The 16,330-nt window shown below is 41.0% G+C and carries 17 protein-coding genes, 1 pseudogene and 1 other annotated feature; of the genes and pseudogenes, 13 read left to right on the top strand and 5 right to left on the bottom strand.

All coding sequences use genetic code 11. The features are described from left to right. Window position 1 precedes the first annotated feature (1 nt). From IFO66_RS03485 to IFO66_RS03460, 6 genes are all read left to right on the top strand, one after another. Window positions 2-1,348, top strand: coding sequence for an opine metallophore biosynthesis dehydrogenase (locus IFO66_RS03485; protein ID WP_192023810.1), 1,347 nt, complete (start codon window positions 2-4; stop codon window positions 1,346-1,348). Next, a complete protein-coding gene (locus tag IFO66_RS03480; protein WP_273014995.1) occupies window positions 1,345-2,241 on the top strand; it encodes a DMT family transporter in 897 nt (298 codons plus the stop codon). Before IFO66_RS03485 ends, IFO66_RS03480 begins: the two co-directional genes overlap by 4 nt. Before the next feature lie 155 nt (window positions 2,242-2,396). Continuing rightward, window positions 2,397-2,660 carry a hypothetical protein gene (locus IFO66_RS03475; RefSeq protein WP_192023808.1) on the top strand — a complete coding sequence of 88 codons (264 nt, stop codon included), beginning with the start codon at window positions 2,397-2,399 and terminating at the stop codon, window positions 2,658-2,660. 295 nt (window positions 2,661-2,955) lie between these two features. Then, window positions 2,956-3,105 carry a hypothetical protein gene (locus IFO66_RS03470; RefSeq protein ID WP_192023807.1) on the top strand — a complete coding sequence of 50 codons (150 nt, stop codon included), beginning with the start codon at window positions 2,956-2,958 and terminating at the stop codon, window positions 3,103-3,105. Continuing rightward, complete coding sequence (locus IFO66_RS03465) at window positions 3,105-3,452, top strand: DUF2975 domain-containing protein (RefSeq protein ID WP_192023806.1); 348 nt, start codon at window positions 3,105-3,107, stop codon at window positions 3,450-3,452. Before IFO66_RS03470 ends, IFO66_RS03465 begins: the two co-directional genes overlap by 1 nt. A gap of 12 nt (window positions 3,453-3,464) precedes the next feature. Further along, a complete protein-coding gene (locus IFO66_RS03460) occupies window positions 3,465-3,698 on the top strand; it encodes a helix-turn-helix domain-containing protein (protein WP_192023805.1) in 234 nt (77 codons plus the stop codon). Between the two features lie 198 nt (window positions 3,699-3,896). Here IFO66_RS03460 and IFO66_RS03455 read toward each other — a convergent pair whose 3' ends face one another. From IFO66_RS03455 to IFO66_RS03445, 3 genes and pseudogenes are all read right to left on the bottom strand, one after another. Next, window positions 3,897-4,391, bottom strand: a complete 495-nt coding sequence (locus IFO66_RS03455) for a nitroreductase (protein WP_192023804.1) — start codon at window positions 4,389-4,391, stop codon at window positions 3,897-3,899. A gap of 199 nt (window positions 4,392-4,590) precedes the next feature. Next, a pseudogene (locus IFO66_RS03450) lies at window positions 4,591-4,896 on the bottom strand (uridine kinase); the annotation flags it as partial. A gap of 105 nt (window positions 4,897-5,001) precedes the next feature. Beyond that, window positions 5,002-6,063 carry an S-layer homology domain-containing protein gene (locus IFO66_RS03445; protein ID WP_192023802.1) on the bottom strand — a complete coding sequence of 354 codons (1,062 nt, stop codon included), beginning with the start codon at window positions 6,061-6,063 and terminating at the stop codon, window positions 5,002-5,004. A 665-nt stretch (window positions 6,064-6,728) separates the two neighbouring features. Here IFO66_RS03445 and thrS point away from each other — a divergent pair. The 4 genes from thrS to IFO66_RS03425 all read left to right on the top strand — a co-directional run bounded on the left by thrS (window position 6,729) and on the right by IFO66_RS03425 (window position 12,695). Then, window positions 6,729-8,642 carry a threonine--tRNA ligase gene (gene thrS / locus IFO66_RS03440; protein WP_192024244.1) on the top strand — a complete coding sequence of 638 codons (1,914 nt, stop codon included), beginning with the start codon at window positions 6,729-6,731 and terminating at the stop codon, window positions 8,640-8,642. Between the two features lie 68 nt (window positions 8,643-8,710). Next, window positions 8,711-8,972: a binding site (T-box leader), on the top strand. Between the two features lie 77 nt (window positions 8,973-9,049). Then, window positions 9,050-10,363, top strand: a complete 1,314-nt coding sequence (gene brnQ / locus IFO66_RS03435; protein ID WP_192024243.1) for a branched-chain amino acid transport system II carrier protein — start codon at window positions 9,050-9,052, stop codon at window positions 10,361-10,363. A 189-nt stretch (window positions 10,364-10,552) separates the two neighbouring features. Further along, complete coding sequence (locus IFO66_RS03430; RefSeq protein ID WP_192023801.1) at window positions 10,553-11,101, top strand: hypothetical protein; 549 nt, start codon at window positions 10,553-10,555, stop codon at window positions 11,099-11,101. A 313-nt stretch (window positions 11,102-11,414) separates the two neighbouring features. Further along, window positions 11,415-12,695: a helix-turn-helix domain-containing protein gene (locus IFO66_RS03425; RefSeq protein WP_192023800.1), complete on the top strand. Its 1,281-nt coding sequence runs from the start codon at window positions 11,415-11,417 to the stop codon at window positions 12,693-12,695. Between the two features lie 327 nt (window positions 12,696-13,022). Here the strand turns inward: IFO66_RS03425 and IFO66_RS03420 are convergent, their stop codons facing one another. Both IFO66_RS03420 and IFO66_RS24305 read right to left on the bottom strand, forming a co-directional pair. Continuing rightward, complete coding sequence (locus IFO66_RS03420; protein ID WP_192023799.1) at window positions 13,023-13,973, bottom strand: substrate-binding domain-containing protein; 951 nt, start codon at window positions 13,971-13,973, stop codon at window positions 13,023-13,025. A 119-nt stretch (window positions 13,974-14,092) separates the two neighbouring features. Next, window positions 14,093-14,212, bottom strand: a complete 120-nt coding sequence (locus IFO66_RS24305) for a DUF6814 family protein (protein WP_420488645.1) — start codon at window positions 14,210-14,212, stop codon at window positions 14,093-14,095. On the opposite strand from IFO66_RS24305, the gene modA reads away from it, so the two are divergent. The 3 genes from modA to IFO66_RS03405 all read left to right on the top strand — a co-directional run bounded on the left by modA (window position 14,163) and on the right by IFO66_RS03405 (window position 16,319). Beyond that, complete coding sequence (gene modA / locus IFO66_RS03415; RefSeq protein ID WP_420488644.1) at window positions 14,163-14,981, top strand: molybdate ABC transporter substrate-binding protein; 819 nt, start codon at window positions 14,163-14,165, stop codon at window positions 14,979-14,981. The genes IFO66_RS24305 and modA overlap by 50 nt on opposite strands. Continuing rightward, window positions 14,978-15,655 (top strand): molybdate ABC transporter permease subunit, encoded by a 678-nt coding sequence (gene modB / locus IFO66_RS03410; RefSeq protein ID WP_192023797.1) that lies wholly within the window; start codon window positions 14,978-14,980, stop codon window positions 15,653-15,655. The genes modA and modB overlap by 4 nt, the downstream gene beginning before the upstream one ends. Before the next feature lie 319 nt (window positions 15,656-15,974). Next, window positions 15,975-16,319, top strand: coding sequence for a YojF family protein (locus IFO66_RS03405; protein ID WP_192023796.1), 345 nt, complete (start codon window positions 15,975-15,977; stop codon window positions 16,317-16,319). The last annotated feature ends 11 nt before the right edge of the window (window positions 16,320-16,330 follow it).

The raw sequence follows: 16,330 nt of genomic DNA, 5'->3' as shown, positions 1-16,330 counted from the left end.
TATGACGAGATACACATCCGATCCAAATAGAGTAGCATTACAAGCCAATACAGCGCCATTTGGGAATACACTGCTCATTGGTGCTGGGCCTGCAGCGATACATACGGCTGTACAACTATCTCGTGGCTGGTCCAGTAAGCTTGGTTTATTAAATCGAGAAGGGCCGCATGCAGCTCAGTTATTACAGGAATTAATACAATCCCAACAATGTGTTACATCGCGTATGCATGGGGAGCATTATCAACATTTAGAGGGGGCTGTTCGACTCGAACATTTTTATGCAGGGTATCAGACCATCGAGGTAGAGGGAAGTTGGGATACGATTGTCATTTGTACCCCAAGTGATAGCTACCGGGATGTCATCCGTCAGCTTCAATTTGAGCGTTTACCATTCGTACACACGATTATATTGCTGTCTCCAAGCTTCGGTTCGAATTTGTTGGTCAATAGCGAACTTCCTATCAATAGAAGCATTGATGTTATTAGTTTGTCTACTTATTTTGCCGCGACCAAGTTCGATGCAGCTTCTATGACAACAGCATACACGAAAGCCATGAAGAAGAAGGTCTACGCAGCTTCTAATCAATCTAATAGTTGGTCTATCCAGCCGTTGCAACTTTTTATAACAAGCTTGGGCATCCAATGTGATGTAGTAAGTAATCCGTTGGAAGCAGAGAGCAGGAGTATCACGATGTATGTTCATCCTCCCTTGTTTATTAATGAATTCTCACTGGATCAGATTCTACGAAAAGAGCCTTCGAATAAGTGTATGTATAAACTTTATCCTGAGGGCCCGATTACTTCTCAAGTCATTCATGTTATGGCAGAACTATGGCGGGAAATATCAAGATTCCTAATGAGCTGTGGTTGCGAGCCGATTAATTTGCTGCAATTTATGAATGATGATAATTATCCTGTTCGGGAAGAGAGTCTGTCACGTTATGAAATTGAACATTTTGTAGAGTTAGAGCCGGTCCATCAGGAATATTTGCTCTATATTCGGTATTCATCCTTGCTAATCGATCCATTCTCATCAAGCGATGAACAAGGGAAATACTTTGATTTTTCCGCTGTACCGTATAAACAAATATACCAAGATGAGCGTGGCCGCTGGATGATTCCGCGAATTCCACTTGAAGATTATAAACGGTTAAAGGCTTTATATGGTATGGCGGAATTCATGAAGGTGCAAATGCCACAAACCTTGCAGCTTATTCAGCTGTTTGAGCAGCGATTGCAGCAGTTTATTGCTGAACAGGGTGCATCCGCGATCCATCCTGAAATGCTAATTGATTCGACGATAGAAGACATAGATGCGATCTTTAGCGTATGGGAGTGTGCAACATGAAAAACGGTATCTATTTAGCTATTTTGGCATCACTCGTGTTCAGTATTATGAATGCGCTGGTGAAGGCGGTCAGCTTTACGATTCCTTCAACGGAAGTAGCCTTCTTTCGTAGTTTGATTGGAACGATCCTTATTTTTACACTTATGAGAAAAAGCAACGTTTCCTTCTCTACAACGGGGATTCCTATGCTAATAACGCGGGGTGTACTAGGGGCGCTCTACTTAATTACTTACTTTTATGCGATCTCAAAAATATCGTTAACAGACGCCACCATACTCGCACATATGTCTCCTATTTTCGTATTTATTCTCGCTTTCTTTTTTCTTAAGGAGAAGCTGTCGCGACAAATGATATATATTATGCCTATTGCGTTCGTTGGGGCGTTACTGCTAGTAAAGCCATTCCAATTCTCATCTTACTCGATGTATGCACTCATCGGGCTATTAAGTGCCGTTCTTGGCGCAGGTGCTGCCACTTCTATTCGCTACTTGAGTCAACGTCATCACGCCTATGAAATTGTATTTTATTTTTTAGCTACGGCTACGCTTGTCTCTATCCCATTGATGTGGAATAGCTTTGTCATGCCAAATACAACAGAATGGATCTACCTTGTCGCAATTGGTGTTGTATCTTTAGTAGGTCAAGTATTTTTGACGAAGGCATTTACACATGAAAATGCGATTGTAGTGGAGGTCACTCGTTACATTGGCATCGTGTTTAATGTGTTATGGGGCTTCTTGTTCTGGTTCGAAATCCCGGACATCTATACGACTATAGGGGGATGTCTCATTGTGGCCACCTGCATTATGATGTCTCGCAGTAAGCAAAAATGGACGAATCAACAATTGATCGCTGAACGTACACATAGTAGCCCGGCAGCTAGTCGAAAGTAAACTAGATTATGTGCAATCGTGCATACAAGTGCCCTGTAATGGGGCAGCTATCTCTATAACCCAAACATCGAGAATCGCTGCTGAATATACTGCTGACAAGCAAGCGGTTAGTAGAGTGATGACTAATCCTATATCAGTGAAGGGGCGATATTGCGATGGGGAAATCTCGTGTTGGGCGCAAGGAAAATCAAGTCTATTCCAATCGGGTACTTCGTTCGGAGTTTGACGACAATTGGAAGACTATTGTGCTGAGAAGCGGATATGTTAAATATATCGCACTGGCAAAGCGCGCGGAAGTCATAGTGCTGCTGTCAAATGGTTCAAGCAAGCGGCTCCTTTTTAATAAAGGGGGTTATGTAATAGTAGGAGGCGGTGGAACTAGTCATTATAGCAAGCCTCATGTGGCGATTGATATCTAAGTGAAAAGTTACGATTGCAATGGAGAAGAAAGACCCTTTGAATAGGGTCTTTTTCTGTTTGTTTAGCTAATTAGCGTCGCATCATATTCATATATAGTTTACTGAATTCGATTATAAAACGTTCATTTTAGGACATTACTGGAATAGATTGATATTATTTTGTTGTTTATCAATAAATAAATAGTGTTTAATAACAAATAATATCTGTTTTTTAATTAATTTTTATTGACAAAGAAAAAATGATCGGATATCGTTAATGGCGTACCACAAATCATGAAAGTTGAGGAATACCAACATGAAAAACAAAACGATAGCGAAAGTATTAAATCTTGTCGTCTTGATGGGATTATCGCTTACCATTCTGTCACTGCTAGCTGCACCTTTAGTATTCACCGCATTTGCCAAGTCGGGGCTCTCGTTATTAGGGGAGAGCGGGATTACGTAGTGAACATCTCTCTTGCCGTTCTCTATATTTGTGCTATCCCATATGTTGCTGCTTTAGTTGACTTGAAGAAAGTATGTAAGTTGATTGCAACAGGCCATCCTTTTTCTGTGAAAATACCGAAGTGCTTGAAGCGAATTTCTATATATGCAGCTAGTGAAGTCGTATTATTTAACTTGATAACCGTAGTCTTATTTTTTGCTTATGATGTTTATTTGTATGCTGTTACTATTTTGCCGTGTATTATCATTTCCATCGTTGGAGTTAGCATCGCCTTATTGAGCTTTGTTTTCTCTAAACTGTACGAGCAAGTCGTTGAAATGAAAGAGGAGCTTGATAATACGATTTAGGCGGTGAAATAGATGTCCATTGTTGTTAACTTGGATGTAGTCATGGTGAAGAAGAAGATGAGTTCAACAGAGCTCGCGAATCGATTAGGAATAACGATGTCTAATTTATCGATATTGAAAAACAACAAGGCCAAAGCTATCCGATTTTCTACTTTAAATGAAATTTGCAAAGCATTGGATTGTCAGCCGGGAGATATTTTGGAATATGTCGAAGATGAAGAAGATCCGAGAGATCAAGCGGAGTAAGCAGAGGGACGAGTGTAGAAATAGCTCAAGTGATCGGCAAGTGCTGATATAGAAGAATATAAGGTGTAATTGATAGAGAAAGAGCATGGAAGGATATTGGTGTCCGTTGCATGCTCTTTTTTGTGTACATAATATGTAGATGTAATATGTAACTAGGTGAGCCATAACACGAACTGACTTCATGAAAGCAGAATTGTGTTATAAATAGGAGAGGGTCACACGCAGAGCGGCAAGAATCAAGGCAAACGCAGCGCAGATAAACGTACCTTTGAGAGCGCCGACGAAGTGAAACCAATAATCTTTATAACCTTTCGCACCATGGCTACCTGGGATAATAAGAAAGCTAGGTGTGAAGAAACAAATAATAAGCCAATCTAAAATAACTAAATCCACGAGACTAACGATGTTGAAAATAAAGAAAAAGTGGAAAAACACAGGCCACAAGGCAATTTGCTCGTTGTCGACATAGAGTGAAGTGAAAAATGGTGCGAGGAACAAGATGAAGATAAGTATGGTTAAGAAAATCGTCTGCTGTTTCTCTCGTTTCGTTTTTGGTAAGGTCATTTGCTGAATATCTTTCGGAAAATCTTGAAGCCATAGTCGAGGATTGTAGTATAGCGACAGTAGCACAATAGCTGAGAATATGACGGATAGTAATATGCCCTCGAATAAAATAGATGAAATGTCCAACATAATTTTCTGGGCCTCCTTATAGAGCACAATGGGGTATATGGGCAGTTAGTAATCGTATACATAGTCTATGATCGAAATGGAACTATCATTTCGCTTTTTATTGTTGAGGAAAGTAGTTTAGTGCCTCACGAGATAATCGGTATGAAAAAAGACCGCTGCCACTTATACGGGTACACGTATATTGGTTAGCGGTCTCTATTTAGATTCCTTGTATGATAACATTGGCTCTCATATCTGGTTGATGTTCACGCACATATTTATCTTCTGCAATCATCCAATTATCTTCCCATAACGAACGAGCGGCTTCACCGTCTCGCTCCAAGCCTCGTGCAAGTCTTGTTTCTCTTGGACAATTGACCCATATGGTGACATCGTAATCATCTACTAGCTCAAGTCGAGTGGAGCATACGCCTTCTATAATGATAATGCCTTCCGCCTTTACACGCTGCCACTCTGCCAAGCTGTCTGTTTCCCAGTCATAGCGTTGATAACAAGCATTTTCGCCTTATGGAAAGAATGAGAAGCAGAGCGGGTGAGTTAATATGAAAAAGAGTGGGAACGATCCACGTTCACACTCTTTATAGCTGTATGTTCTGAAGTTGCAGGAGAACTATGGTTGCTCTGTCATCGCATACATGTATATTTTCCAGCTGTTATCCGGCATTTTTTTAAGCATATAATGTCCATCCATGGATTGTTTCGCGTCAACTTCTGATCCTTGCAGCTTTGTTGTGATTTGCATAATTCCACCTTTTGACTCGATAACAGCAAAGCGATCTGTTTTGTGCTGAACGGTAAGCTTCTGCTCACTCATAACCTTGGCAGAGAATGTAGCTCCTTCATTTACAATTTCCATAAGCTCAGCATTTGCACTTGCGCTATATGCCAAATGATAGCCTGTTGCATATTGTTTATCGATACTCGCTAGCTGATCAAAAGTGTTGTCATTCATAGCTTTTGTATGGTTAGCTGTCCAATCGGCTACAACTTTCGTAAGGGTACTGTCTTCTGGAAGCTCACTACTTTGCAAGTCGAGTGCACGCTGCAGCATAACAACTGCTTCCGCACGTGTTGCATTGGCAAAAGGCTTGAACGTTGTTGGGGTAGCGCCGTGCACGATTCCAACTTGGCTTGCTTTCATAATCGATGGCGCTGCGTAGTAGTCAGGAACATCGGTGAACGATTTCATTTCACCTGTAAATGGAATAGAAGAAGTAAATGCTCTGACAATAATGCTAGCAATTTCACCGCGTTTCACAGGTTGTTCAGGTCCGAATGTAGTTTCGCTTGTACCACGCACGATACCTAATGAACTAGCAATACGAATCGGTTCATAATGCCATTTTTCTTTTGGAACATCGGTAAAGGATGTGCCGTCTTGATTGCTAGTCAATCCTAATGCACGAACTAAAATGGAGACAAATTCCGCACGGCTAATGGATTGATTCGGTTTAGCGTATACATCACCGAACTCGTCTACATAACCACGCAGCAAGTCTGCATTAACAAAGTTGTCCAGCTCATCATATGCCCAGTGATTCATAATGTCGAAGGGGAAGTACATGTACTCAGGGATAGGATCGGCTGCATGTGCTTGGCTGGTCTGGAGTGGGAATGCCAGCAGCATGGTAAACAGAATGATGATGGAGTTGCGGAACAAAGATTTTTTCATATGTATTCCTTTCTAAATGACAAATTTCTATATGAGAATATCAGAGTATATTTACATAATCTAGTGGTAATTATATGATCACTTTCCCTTATAAATTATGTGGTGAGTGTGTGTATATCGCGGATTTCGGAGTATAAATTAGTAATAGAGATTTATGCAATTCTGCTAAAGATTATGGTTGTGAAATAAAACTTATTTGAATAGTGGGAATATGTAGAATGGATTACATTTTGCTACGAAATGAGCAAATACACGCTTGACACTTCATATGCTAATATGTATGATTATCCATAAATTTAATAGCTGGCCTTGATCAAAGACATGATTTCCTTCATGTACTGTCCAGAGAGAGAAGTGTATGCTGAGAGCTTCTTCAGATAACAGATGTGAAATTACCCCTTTGTAGCCGCAATGTTGAACCCGTTGACTCATTTCTGTGTGGAATGGAGAACGGAAGTATGCGTTGCCGTCTTATCCGCGATACCGGATAACTAACGAGGATATTGCATTTGCATACATGGCTCATGTCAGGGTCGGTATGTTCATAATGCCTATCGAATTAGGGTGGAACCACGAGCTGAACGCACTCGTCCCTTCTGGGAGAGTGTGTTTTTTTGCGTTCAACGATTATGAACAATGGAGAAAAGGAGGCAATCATCATGGAATTGCAAATTCAAGTCACATTACCAGATGGAACAGTTAGGAGGTATGCACAAGGCACGACCTCACTCGATGTAGCGGCATCGATTAGCTCAGGATTGAAGAAGCAAGCAGTCGCTGGAAAATGGAATGGCACGCTCGTTGATCTTAACGAACCACTTGATGAAGATTGCCACCTCGAAATTGTGACGCTGGACAGCAAAGAAGGCGAGGATATCTACCGTCATAGTACAGCACATGTAATGGCTCAAGCCATGAAACGAATATTCGGCAACCAAGCGGTGAAACTCGCCATCGGCCCTGTAATTGAAAATGGGTTCTATTACGATATCGATATTGCGCAGCCGTTGTCTCTAAATGATGTAACAGCAATCGAGCAAGAGATGCAGCGCATCATTCAAGCTAATCTGCCGATTGAGCGCAAGGTGATTAGTCGATATGAAGCGTTGCAACTGTTTGAACAGCAGCAAGAGCCATTTAAGCTGGAGCTTATTCAAGGATTGCCAGAGGATGCAGTCATCTCCATTTATGAACAAGGGGAGTTTTCTGATCTATGCCGTGGTCCGCATCTTCTATCTACAGGGCGAATTAAAGCATTCAAATTGTTGAGTGTGGCAGGGGCATACTGGCGTGGAGATGCCAACAACAAAATGCTGCAGCGGGTATATGGCACTGCATTTCCGAAGAAGGCACAGTTGGATGAACATTTATATCGGCTGGAGGAAGCGAAGAAGCGCGATCATCGCAAGTTAGGCAAGCAGCTGGAGTTATTTATGTTTTCTGAAGAGGCTCCTGGTATGCCTTTCTACTTGCCAAAAGGAATGACTATCCGCACGGAACTGGAGAACTTTGCTCGCGATGTTCAGAACAAGTTGGGGTATGATGAAGTGCGTACACCGCTTATGATGAACAACCGGATTTGGGAACAATCCGGGCATTGGGATCATTACCAAGACAATATGTATTTTACACAGGTTGATGAAACAAAGTTTGCTCTCAAACCGATGAATTGCCCAGGTCATATGCTGATCTATAAGAACAGTCAGCACTCTTACCGAGAGCTGCCCATCCGTTTATCTGAATTTGGTCAAGTACACCGTCATGAATTTTCAGGGGCATTGAACGGGATGATGCGTGTTCGCACGTTTTGTCAGGACGACGCTCATTTGTTTGTGCTACCTGAGCAGATCGAAGATGAAATTAACCGCGTCATTGAGCTTATCGACTATATTTATCAAGTATTCGGATTTGAATATAAGATTGAATTGTCTACAAGACCAGAAGACTCGATGGGGTCAGAGGAGCTGTGGCATCAGGCAGAACAAGCACTGAAAAATGTGTTGGATCGTCGAGGTGTTGCTTATCGAGTCAATGAAGGAGACGGTGCTTTCTACGGACCGAAAATTGATTTTCATATTTTAGATGCGCTGGGGCGGAGTTGGCAGTGCGGTACGATCCAGCTTGATTTCCAAATGCCCGAGAAGTTCGACCTAACTTATGTTGCTGAAGACAGTCAAAAGTATCGTCCAGTCGTCATCCATCGTGCCGTTTATGGGTCAATCGATCGCTTTATTGGGATTATTACAGAACACTATTCAGGGGCATTTCCACTATGGCTTGCTCCCGTTCAAGTGAAGCTGCTTCCTGTTGCGGCGCAGTATACAGACTACGCCTTTCAAGTGAAACAAGTGTTAGTCAATGCGGGTATGAGAGTGGATATCGATACGCGTAATGAACGCCTTGGGTATCGTATTCGCGAGGCACAGCTTGAAAAAACTCCATATGTACTCGTGCTTGGAGAGCAAGAGCAGCAATTGAACAACGTTACAATCCGTGAGCGGGGAGAGGGAGACATTGGTGCCATGGGTATTCAAGAGTTCGTACAACGCTTACGTGAAGAGGTACAAATGAAACAATAAATATATGTAAAAAAATGGACATTGACTTCACGATCACATCATGTAAAATAAGTACAAACTTCTTAGTGCAAACTTCATTGACGAGAACAAGTAGGTTATGTGATCCGATCTTCAGAGAGTTGGTGCAATTGCTGCAAGCCAACGTTCGGTACATGGACGAAGTCATCTTTGAGAAGCATAGGCTGAACGAGTACAACTGTAAGCTATGCCGGATATCCCCCGTTATCAGGAGCACGTGGCATACGTGGCAAAGTGCATTTGGTACCAATGAGATCCATTGTTGTATCAGATGAAAATGGGTGGTAACGCGGAATTCAATCCGTCCCTTTCGAGGGGCGGATTTTTTGTTGTTCATTAAGTTGGCAATGAATGGATACTATAGAAAGAGACAACTAGGGGGGACCATGATGCAATCATTATCCAAATCACACACGTTCTTTATTGGCCTTATGTTATTTTCTTTATTTTTCGGAGCTGGGAACTTAATCTTTCCTCCGGTACTAGGTCAACAATCTGGTGATCAATTCGCCTTTGCCATGTTTGGCTTCATTTTGACGGGAGTTGGTCTGCCGTTACTTACGATCATTACGATCGGAATCACAGGCAAGAACATGCAGCAGTTAGCACAGCAAGTTCATCCAAGGTTTGGTGTCATTTTTGCGGTTGCTGTGTATGTTATGCTTGGGCCGTTGATGGCCATTCCACGTGTAACGAACGTAGCATTTGAAATGGGGGCTCAGCCTTTTGTTTCGGAATCGCTCAACTCGAGCAGTTGGATCCTGTTCTTATATTCACTCATCTTCTTTGCTGTCGTATACGTATTAAGCTTGAATCCATCTAAACTCGTTGTGTGGGTCGGCAACATCTTAACGCCATTGCTTCTATTGTCTATTGCAGCCTTATTCATCGCTGCGGTGATGAATCCATTAGGCGATGTACAACCAGCAGTTGGAGATTATGCCACTTCTCCAGGGTTCAAAGGGTTTATGGAAGGCTACTTGACGTTAGATACGATTGCAGCACTCGCTTTCGGATTAATCGTTATTAATGCCATCCGAGACAAGGGTGTGCAAGAAAAACGTGCGATTGCCAAGTCAGCGATTTACGCAGCATTAATAGCAGGTGTCGGCTTGACGTTAGTGTATGTAGCACTCGGTTACATTGGTAACACAAGCGTTGAAACGTTTGGACAACTTGCGAATGGTGGACAAATCCTTACCCTTGCGGTACAAGAGTTATTCGGTCCATTTGGGTTAGTTTTACTAGCTATCATTGTTACACTTGCTTGTCTAACAACTTGTATTGGACTCGTGTCCGCATGTAGTCAATACTTTTCATCGTTGACGCAGCGAATCAGCTTCAAGGGAATTACGTTCCTCATCTGTCTAATTGGTTTGCTTGTTGCAAACTTGGGCTTGAACCGAATTATTTCAATCTCGATTCCGGTATTGCTCGTTATGTATCCAATTGCAATTGTGTTAATTTTGTTGTCTCTATTCAACAAGCTATTCGGTGGACGTTCCTCCGTATACATTGGAGCACTAATAGGAACAGTAGCCATTAGCCTGTTCGATGGCTTGAAAGCTGCAAAGATTCCTGTAGGTGCAGTGACAGATATGTTAAGCTATCTTCCGTTGTATAAAGAGGGGATCGGCTGGGTTGTACCAGCGCTCATCGGTGGTTTAATAGGTTGGATAATCGGTAAATCGAAGCAAAATTAGAGTATGAATTAGCATGTAACAAGTAACGCCAATCCATTAGGGGATTGGCGTTTTTCTGTTTCTATCTGACGGATGGTTACATCCCATGCAACTTTTGTTTAATAGAGAACGTCTTTAAATGAAACTTTGACCTTGTTACTTTGCACGTCGACTGCAAGTTAATTAATCGTATAACTAGGAGTGATTTTATTGAAGAACATACTGTTTCTATTCCTTATTATGATTACACCCGTTATTGCTGCATGCAGCAATGAAACATATACTAGTGCCTCATCTGATAGAGTTGAAGTTTTGTTTACAACAGGAAATCACTCCATTCCTTTCGCTACAAATTCTAATAGCATTAAATCTGCTGAAAAGGCTATTCCTACTGAACTCTTTCAATCATTAATTCAAGATACCTCAAAAACGATCCCATATATAAAACTCGGCGAAAAAATACAAATCGATCTCAAAAACAATGCACCTCGCTCATCTGAACTAAAGGAGTACTTATTAAGAAATGATGGCACATTGAAGTACAAGGAAGAAACAGCAAAAACAATAGACCTAGCTTTTCAAGATGGTAATGGCTCTTTTATGCTAGAAGAAAATATAGCATCCTTTTTGAGCTCTAATACTCAAGATTACGAAGAAGGGGCTACTTTAAGAGGCTTTCACTTTGTAGGGGAGTGGGACAACCGAAAAGAAGAGTTTGTCTTTGTAGTAAAGACAGATGCAACAAAAAAGTCTTCCTAATCGCTTGAGCCACATAACTTGTGATGACGAAGAAAAGTGATGAAAAATGTAATAAAATCAGGAGATTGGTCGATTTAAGTCGATCAATCTTTTTTGGTGTAAGATTTATTACGAAATCGAGCTGTTTTTATTTGACACTTGGTAAAATCAAGCTATAATCTAATATATGTAAATAATTCCCCGCGCACGGACACACTTCATGTTCCCCGAATCGTCTATGAAAAGTCAACGTGCATCTTTAAAGTCATATTTCTTGTCATTATTGAAGTTGTAGGTGAGCAGCTCATATAATAGTAGAGGATGTGAGTGAAAGATGAATGGTTGTATCACCCTACTAACGTTTGGAGATTTGATTCAACAGTATCGGCTTATAGCGAGACTAACGTTGACCCAATTAGCAAATCTCTCAGGTGTGAGTAAAGGGACCATCTCCAAGATTGAGAACGGAGAGGTAAAGAAGCCAGAATTCCAGACGATAAAAATGCTTGCATCAGCACTTGGTATTCCATACAATGAATACATTGGACTATACATTGAGGTCGAACGTAGACCTGACACTCTTTTAATGATGTTAGAAGAGGCCATTGCTCGTTTCAGTCCAATAGCCCTCATCATTGATATTGCTAGCAAGTTTCTAGAGTCTGATCGTGAAGACAGCTATGATGTTGTTGAAAGACTTTATCACGCTACAGCTTCAATGCAAGACACTTCCATTAAACTTACGCTATATCAGCTTATCATCGATTACTGCCGTGAGCACGGAATTATGCCTTTCATTGCTAAAGGTTTATACCAGAAATACTGCATCGAGCGGAATGATTTTAGTAAGCTAAATGCAACATTTCAATCAGGGACATACATATTGAATTATATCAACTTACTGTCACTGGAAGAGCGCCTTGACACTTATTATAAGCTTGGGGTACATGCCTATAGCTTATGTATGTTTCAAGAAAGCATTAAGCTATGCAGCATGGTGGTCAATCATGATCATACAGACAGTAAACTTAAGATTAAAGCTATTGGGATCCTACAAGATGCTCATTATTATATAGGTGATTATGATGCCTCTCAGAAGTATTTATCCCAATATAAAAAATACCCTCAGTCCATTGTGCCTGATAACGTTAGATTATTAACAGCGATGTTAAATGTAAAAAAGGGAAATCAAGAACTTGCAGCTGCTCAGTTTCAAGAGTGTCTTGATATGTGTAACGACGATTTTGTGATTCATGTTATCAATGAGTTTATCTCGTTCTATTTAGAAACAGAAAATGTTCTTGAGGTTAAACGATTATTGATCTATGAAGACAGAATTAATGCGGTTACCTATCATACACCTCTGGAATCAGCAGAATTAGCTAGGTTGTACAAGCTCAAAGGCAGTTATTACTCAGAAGTTAATGAGTTTAATCTAGCTGCAAGTAATTATATGGAAAGCGCTTACAGATATGCTCAAATAGACGACATGAAGAACGAGCGTAATTGCATGAGATTACTGTTTAAATTGTACCGAGAGAATAAGCAAATGATGAATTCATCTACTATAGAGAAAATAGAGAACTTTTATGAGCTGTGTAATGAAAATAAATAGATGATTAAGGCCTAACTAAAGGCATTAATTTATAGGGAATTGAAAGTAAGAGCAAATGCTGTAATTAACTTTATCAGTTGGAGGAGATTTTAATGAAAATACGTTACTTTAAACTGATTTTTGCAGCTTTTATAGTCCTTTCAATAACTTCCGGTTCCGGTATAGGTAGTGAGATTACAACTTTTGGTGGAAAGCATGATTGGGATACGAGATAACGTTCATATAGTTAAAGTAGTTTATTTTTAAATTCATGTTTCAAAAGGGGTAACACTCCTTCCTGATCACTAGGAAGGGGTGTTTTTTTATTGTACGTATCCTTGAAATCATTCAACTCTCATATAACACCTGACCCGTAAGTGACAAGTCATAACCGCCGATCGAACGGAGCTCATTTTGGAACGTCTCTGATTGTAAAATCGCAATAACGGATTCAATCCAATGCAGATTCTCTGCCTTTTTCATGAGGACAAGATCGTATCGCTCTTGAATTAAAGGAATAAAATCAACGTGACTGACGATGGAAGCGGCTTTCTCAATGCCAACTCCAACATTTGCTTCGCCTGATGCAACTTTACTAGCAACGCCAATGTGATTGGTCGCTTCCGTGTCATATCCTGTTAGCTGGCTAGCTTGTATGCCATGCAATCGCAATTGCTCATCCAGCAGTACACGTGCTCCGGAACCTTTCTCACGATTAACAATCCTCACTCCTGTTTGATTCAAATCCGCCCAGCTATTGAGATGAAGTGGATTTCCTTGTTGAACAAACATACCAGCCGACCGTGAAAGTAAATTGACTACAACATAAGAAGAACTCACAAGCACTCTACGTATGTAGGGAAGGTTGTACTCTCCTGAGTCCCCATCTAATAAATGCGTACTGACGATATCGGATTCTCCACGATACATCGCAATCAGGCTATCCATACTACCGCTGTAAGAACGCAGGGGGCGTACGCCAGAAACGTTTTGCTCTATATGACGTGCAAGTATATCAAGGCTTATGTCTTGACCTGTGATTATGATAGGTCGAGCACCGTGAGTGAGAACTTGTGATGCTGCTGATAGTGACTTCTCAGGTTTGATTGCTTGAGATGCTCTAGCTATTCCTTTAGCACGCTGCTTATAGGATTCTAGATCTTCAGCATCAACTCGCATTTGCTTACCAACCCGATAGGAAGGCAGTTCGCCTTTTTTGATCAAGTCATAGACCGTTAGCTTGGAAACCTTTAAAAGAGCAGCAATCTCTTCAGTGGTATAGGAGATAGGATTAGACACGAAAATCCTCCTTGTGAAATGTAATGCCGATTCGTGAATGTAGATTTATTGTAACATAATGTGGAATAAATATTCTGATTGACCTTTACATATTCATAGAATGATGTGTATATTTATATCTAATTATAACCAAATATAACTAAACATAATGTAAGGGGTGGAAAAATGAATAGAATAATGAAACCTAGTATGATTTTATTACTAGTCTTGTTAAGTCTGGTATGGGTGGCAGGATGCACAGAGAAAGCAACATCTACTGCAAGCAACAATACCCAATCACAGGTGACCGAAGACAACTCAAACAACATAGAGAAAGTAGAGTTAACGATATCAGCGGCTGCAAGTTTAACTGATGCACTAACCGAAATACAAAAATCCTATGAAGCAGCAAATACAAACATGAAGTTGAACTTTAACTTTGGAGGTTCGGGAGCGCTCCAGCAGCAGATTGAGCAGGGGGCACCTGTTGATTTGTTCCTATCCGCGGCACCTAAAAATATGAACGCACTCGTTGACAAAAAGCTTATCGACACCAATCAACAGCGTACTTTGTTAACGAATGAATTGGTCGTCGTTGTCCCTAGCAGCGCGAGTATAACGCTTGAAAGTCTAGGAGACCTTACAAAAGAGAATATTAAGAAAATGGCGATCGGTATTCCCGAAAGTGTGCCCGCTGGCAATTATGCCAAAGAAGCACTAACACATGCGCAATTATGGGAGTCACTACAAGCCAAAACCGTTCAAGCAAAAGATGTAAGACAAGTGCTTCAATATGTAGAAACGGAAAATGTGGAGGCGGGATTTGTTTATAAAACCGATGCACTATCATCCTCCAAAGTGAAAATTGCTTTTTCAGTCGATCCTAACAGCTATACACCAGTCCAGTATCCAATCGGTATCGTAAAGTCCTCTAAGCATAGCAAGGAGTCTGAAGCTTTTTATACGTATTTGCAATCAAAAGAAGCACTCGATGTTTTTGTTAAATACGGATTCTCGATTTCGAAATGACGCTGTCAGACATCAATTGGACTGAATTCTGGACACCCATTCAACTATCTCTGCAAGTAGCGCTATTAGCTAGTGTTGTAGCAGTCATTTTAGGGGTAAGTGTGGCATGGTGGATGTCACGTAGAACGTTTCGCGGTAAAATGCTGTTGGAAACGGTGTTTATGCTTCCACTTGTGCTTCCACCGACTGTAGTTGGGTTTCTTCTGTTAGTTGTACTTGGTCGAAAAAGTTGGTTGGGACAATACATAGAGTCCATTTTCACAGAACCGATTCTATTTACTTGGTGGGCAGCTGTTGTGGCGTCAACTGTGGTTGCTTTTCCACTTGTCTACCAAACGATGAAAGTAGCCTTCTCTTCCATTGATAGAGATTTAGAAGATGCTGGTCGATCTATTGGGGCGAACGAGTGGCAAGTTTTTCGCTTTATTAGCTTTCCGTTAGCTTATTCATCCTTTTTAACTGCGTATATACTTGGCTTTGCTCGAAGTCTTGGTGAATTTGGTGCAACATTGATGATTGCCGGCAACATACCAGGTAAAACGCAAACGATACCGACTGCCATTTATGTTGCGGTTGACTCTGGAAATATGATTATGGCGTGGGCTTGGACCTGCTCGATGGTCGTTATATCCTTTATCATGCTGTTAGTAGCTAGGCGTAAGCCGCCGCATTAACTTCATAATGTATCTTAGAACGAGCACCCCAATCCTAGATTGTGGGTGTTTTTTCGATGGTGAACTGGCTGTATCATTGTGGGGGAGAGCTTGAAGTAACAGCTCACATCTCTGCTACATCATGCTCCTTAGAGGCTGACATTTTTGACTCGGTGGGCTTCTTTGTTTTTAATGATTAATCATGTAAACTATTAGTATAATTAATTGAAGTTGATTATTGTCGGATTGTACCGACGGTAAAATAGAAGAAGGTCCCTTGCCTTACACTCATTGCAGATGCGATGCGAGGGGCTTTCAGTATATGAGGGGAACAAAAAACATGCAACCTATACAGCAAGAGCGAGTACAGCAATTACTGCAATCCTTTCAGAATAAAAAGGTATATCTTCACCTGGAAATGACAACAGGAGCTTATGCTTCTCATCGAGACAAGTCTAAACTAACGGCTTCGGTCTTTACGAAAAATACAGTGATTCAATATTCCCATGGAACGATTGCAGGCAATGGGCCTTATCGTATAGGTTTAAAAACGGAAGATGGCTGGGTATATGCGGAAGGATTGACGCACTGGGACGAGCAGGAAGATAACCAACTGATTATAGCAGGGCATGATCAGCAGGGGAAACTTATGGTTTGCTTGATGCTCAGTGAAACACCATTTTAAATGGATTAGAC

The organism is Paenibacillus arenosi (assembly GCF_014841135.1).
GTDB lineage: Bacteria > Bacillota > Bacilli > Paenibacillales > Paenibacillaceae > Paenibacillus_B > Paenibacillus_B arenosi.
The sequence above is the reverse complement of the archived record's forward strand: the minus strand, read 5'-3'. Positions and strand labels throughout refer to the sequence as shown.

What these genes read in the sequence shown, in the direction of transcription:
- IFO66_RS03485 (WP_192023810.1), top strand. Translation starts at nt 2, where the DNA reads ATGACGAGATACACATCCGATCCAAATAGAGTAGCATTACAAGCCAAT.
- IFO66_RS03480 (WP_273014995.1), top strand. Translation starts at nt 1,345, where the DNA reads ATGAAAAACGGTATCTATTTAGCTATTTTGGCATCACTCGTGTTCAGT.
- IFO66_RS03475 (WP_192023808.1), top strand. Translation starts at nt 2,397, where the DNA reads ATGGGGAAATCTCGTGTTGGGCGCAAGGAAAATCAAGTCTATTCCAAT.
- IFO66_RS03470 (WP_192023807.1), top strand. Translation starts at nt 2,956, where the DNA reads ATGAAAAACAAAACGATAGCGAAAGTATTAAATCTTGTCGTCTTGATG.
- IFO66_RS03460 (WP_192023805.1), top strand. Translation starts at nt 3,465, where the DNA reads ATGTCCATTGTTGTTAACTTGGATGTAGTCATGGTGAAGAAGAAGATG.
- IFO66_RS03455 (WP_192023804.1), bottom strand. Translation starts at nt 4,391, where the DNA reads ATGTTGGACATTTCATCTATTTTATTCGAGGGCATATTACTATCCGTC.
- IFO66_RS03445 (WP_192023802.1), bottom strand. Translation starts at nt 6,063, where the DNA reads ATGAAAAAATCTTTGTTCCGCAACTCCATCATCATTCTGTTTACCATG.
- brnQ (WP_192024243.1), top strand. Translation starts at nt 9,050, where the DNA reads ATGCAATCATTATCCAAATCACACACGTTCTTTATTGGCCTTATGTTA.
- IFO66_RS03425 (WP_192023800.1), top strand. Translation starts at nt 11,415, where the DNA reads ATGAATGGTTGTATCACCCTACTAACGTTTGGAGATTTGATTCAACAG.
- modA (WP_420488644.1), top strand. Translation starts at nt 14,163, where the DNA reads ATGATTTTATTACTAGTCTTGTTAAGTCTGGTATGGGTGGCAGGATGC.
- modB (WP_192023797.1), top strand. Translation starts at nt 14,978, where the DNA reads ATGACGCTGTCAGACATCAATTGGACTGAATTCTGGACACCCATTCAA.
- IFO66_RS03405 (WP_192023796.1), top strand. Translation starts at nt 15,975, where the DNA reads ATGCAACCTATACAGCAAGAGCGAGTACAGCAATTACTGCAATCCTTT.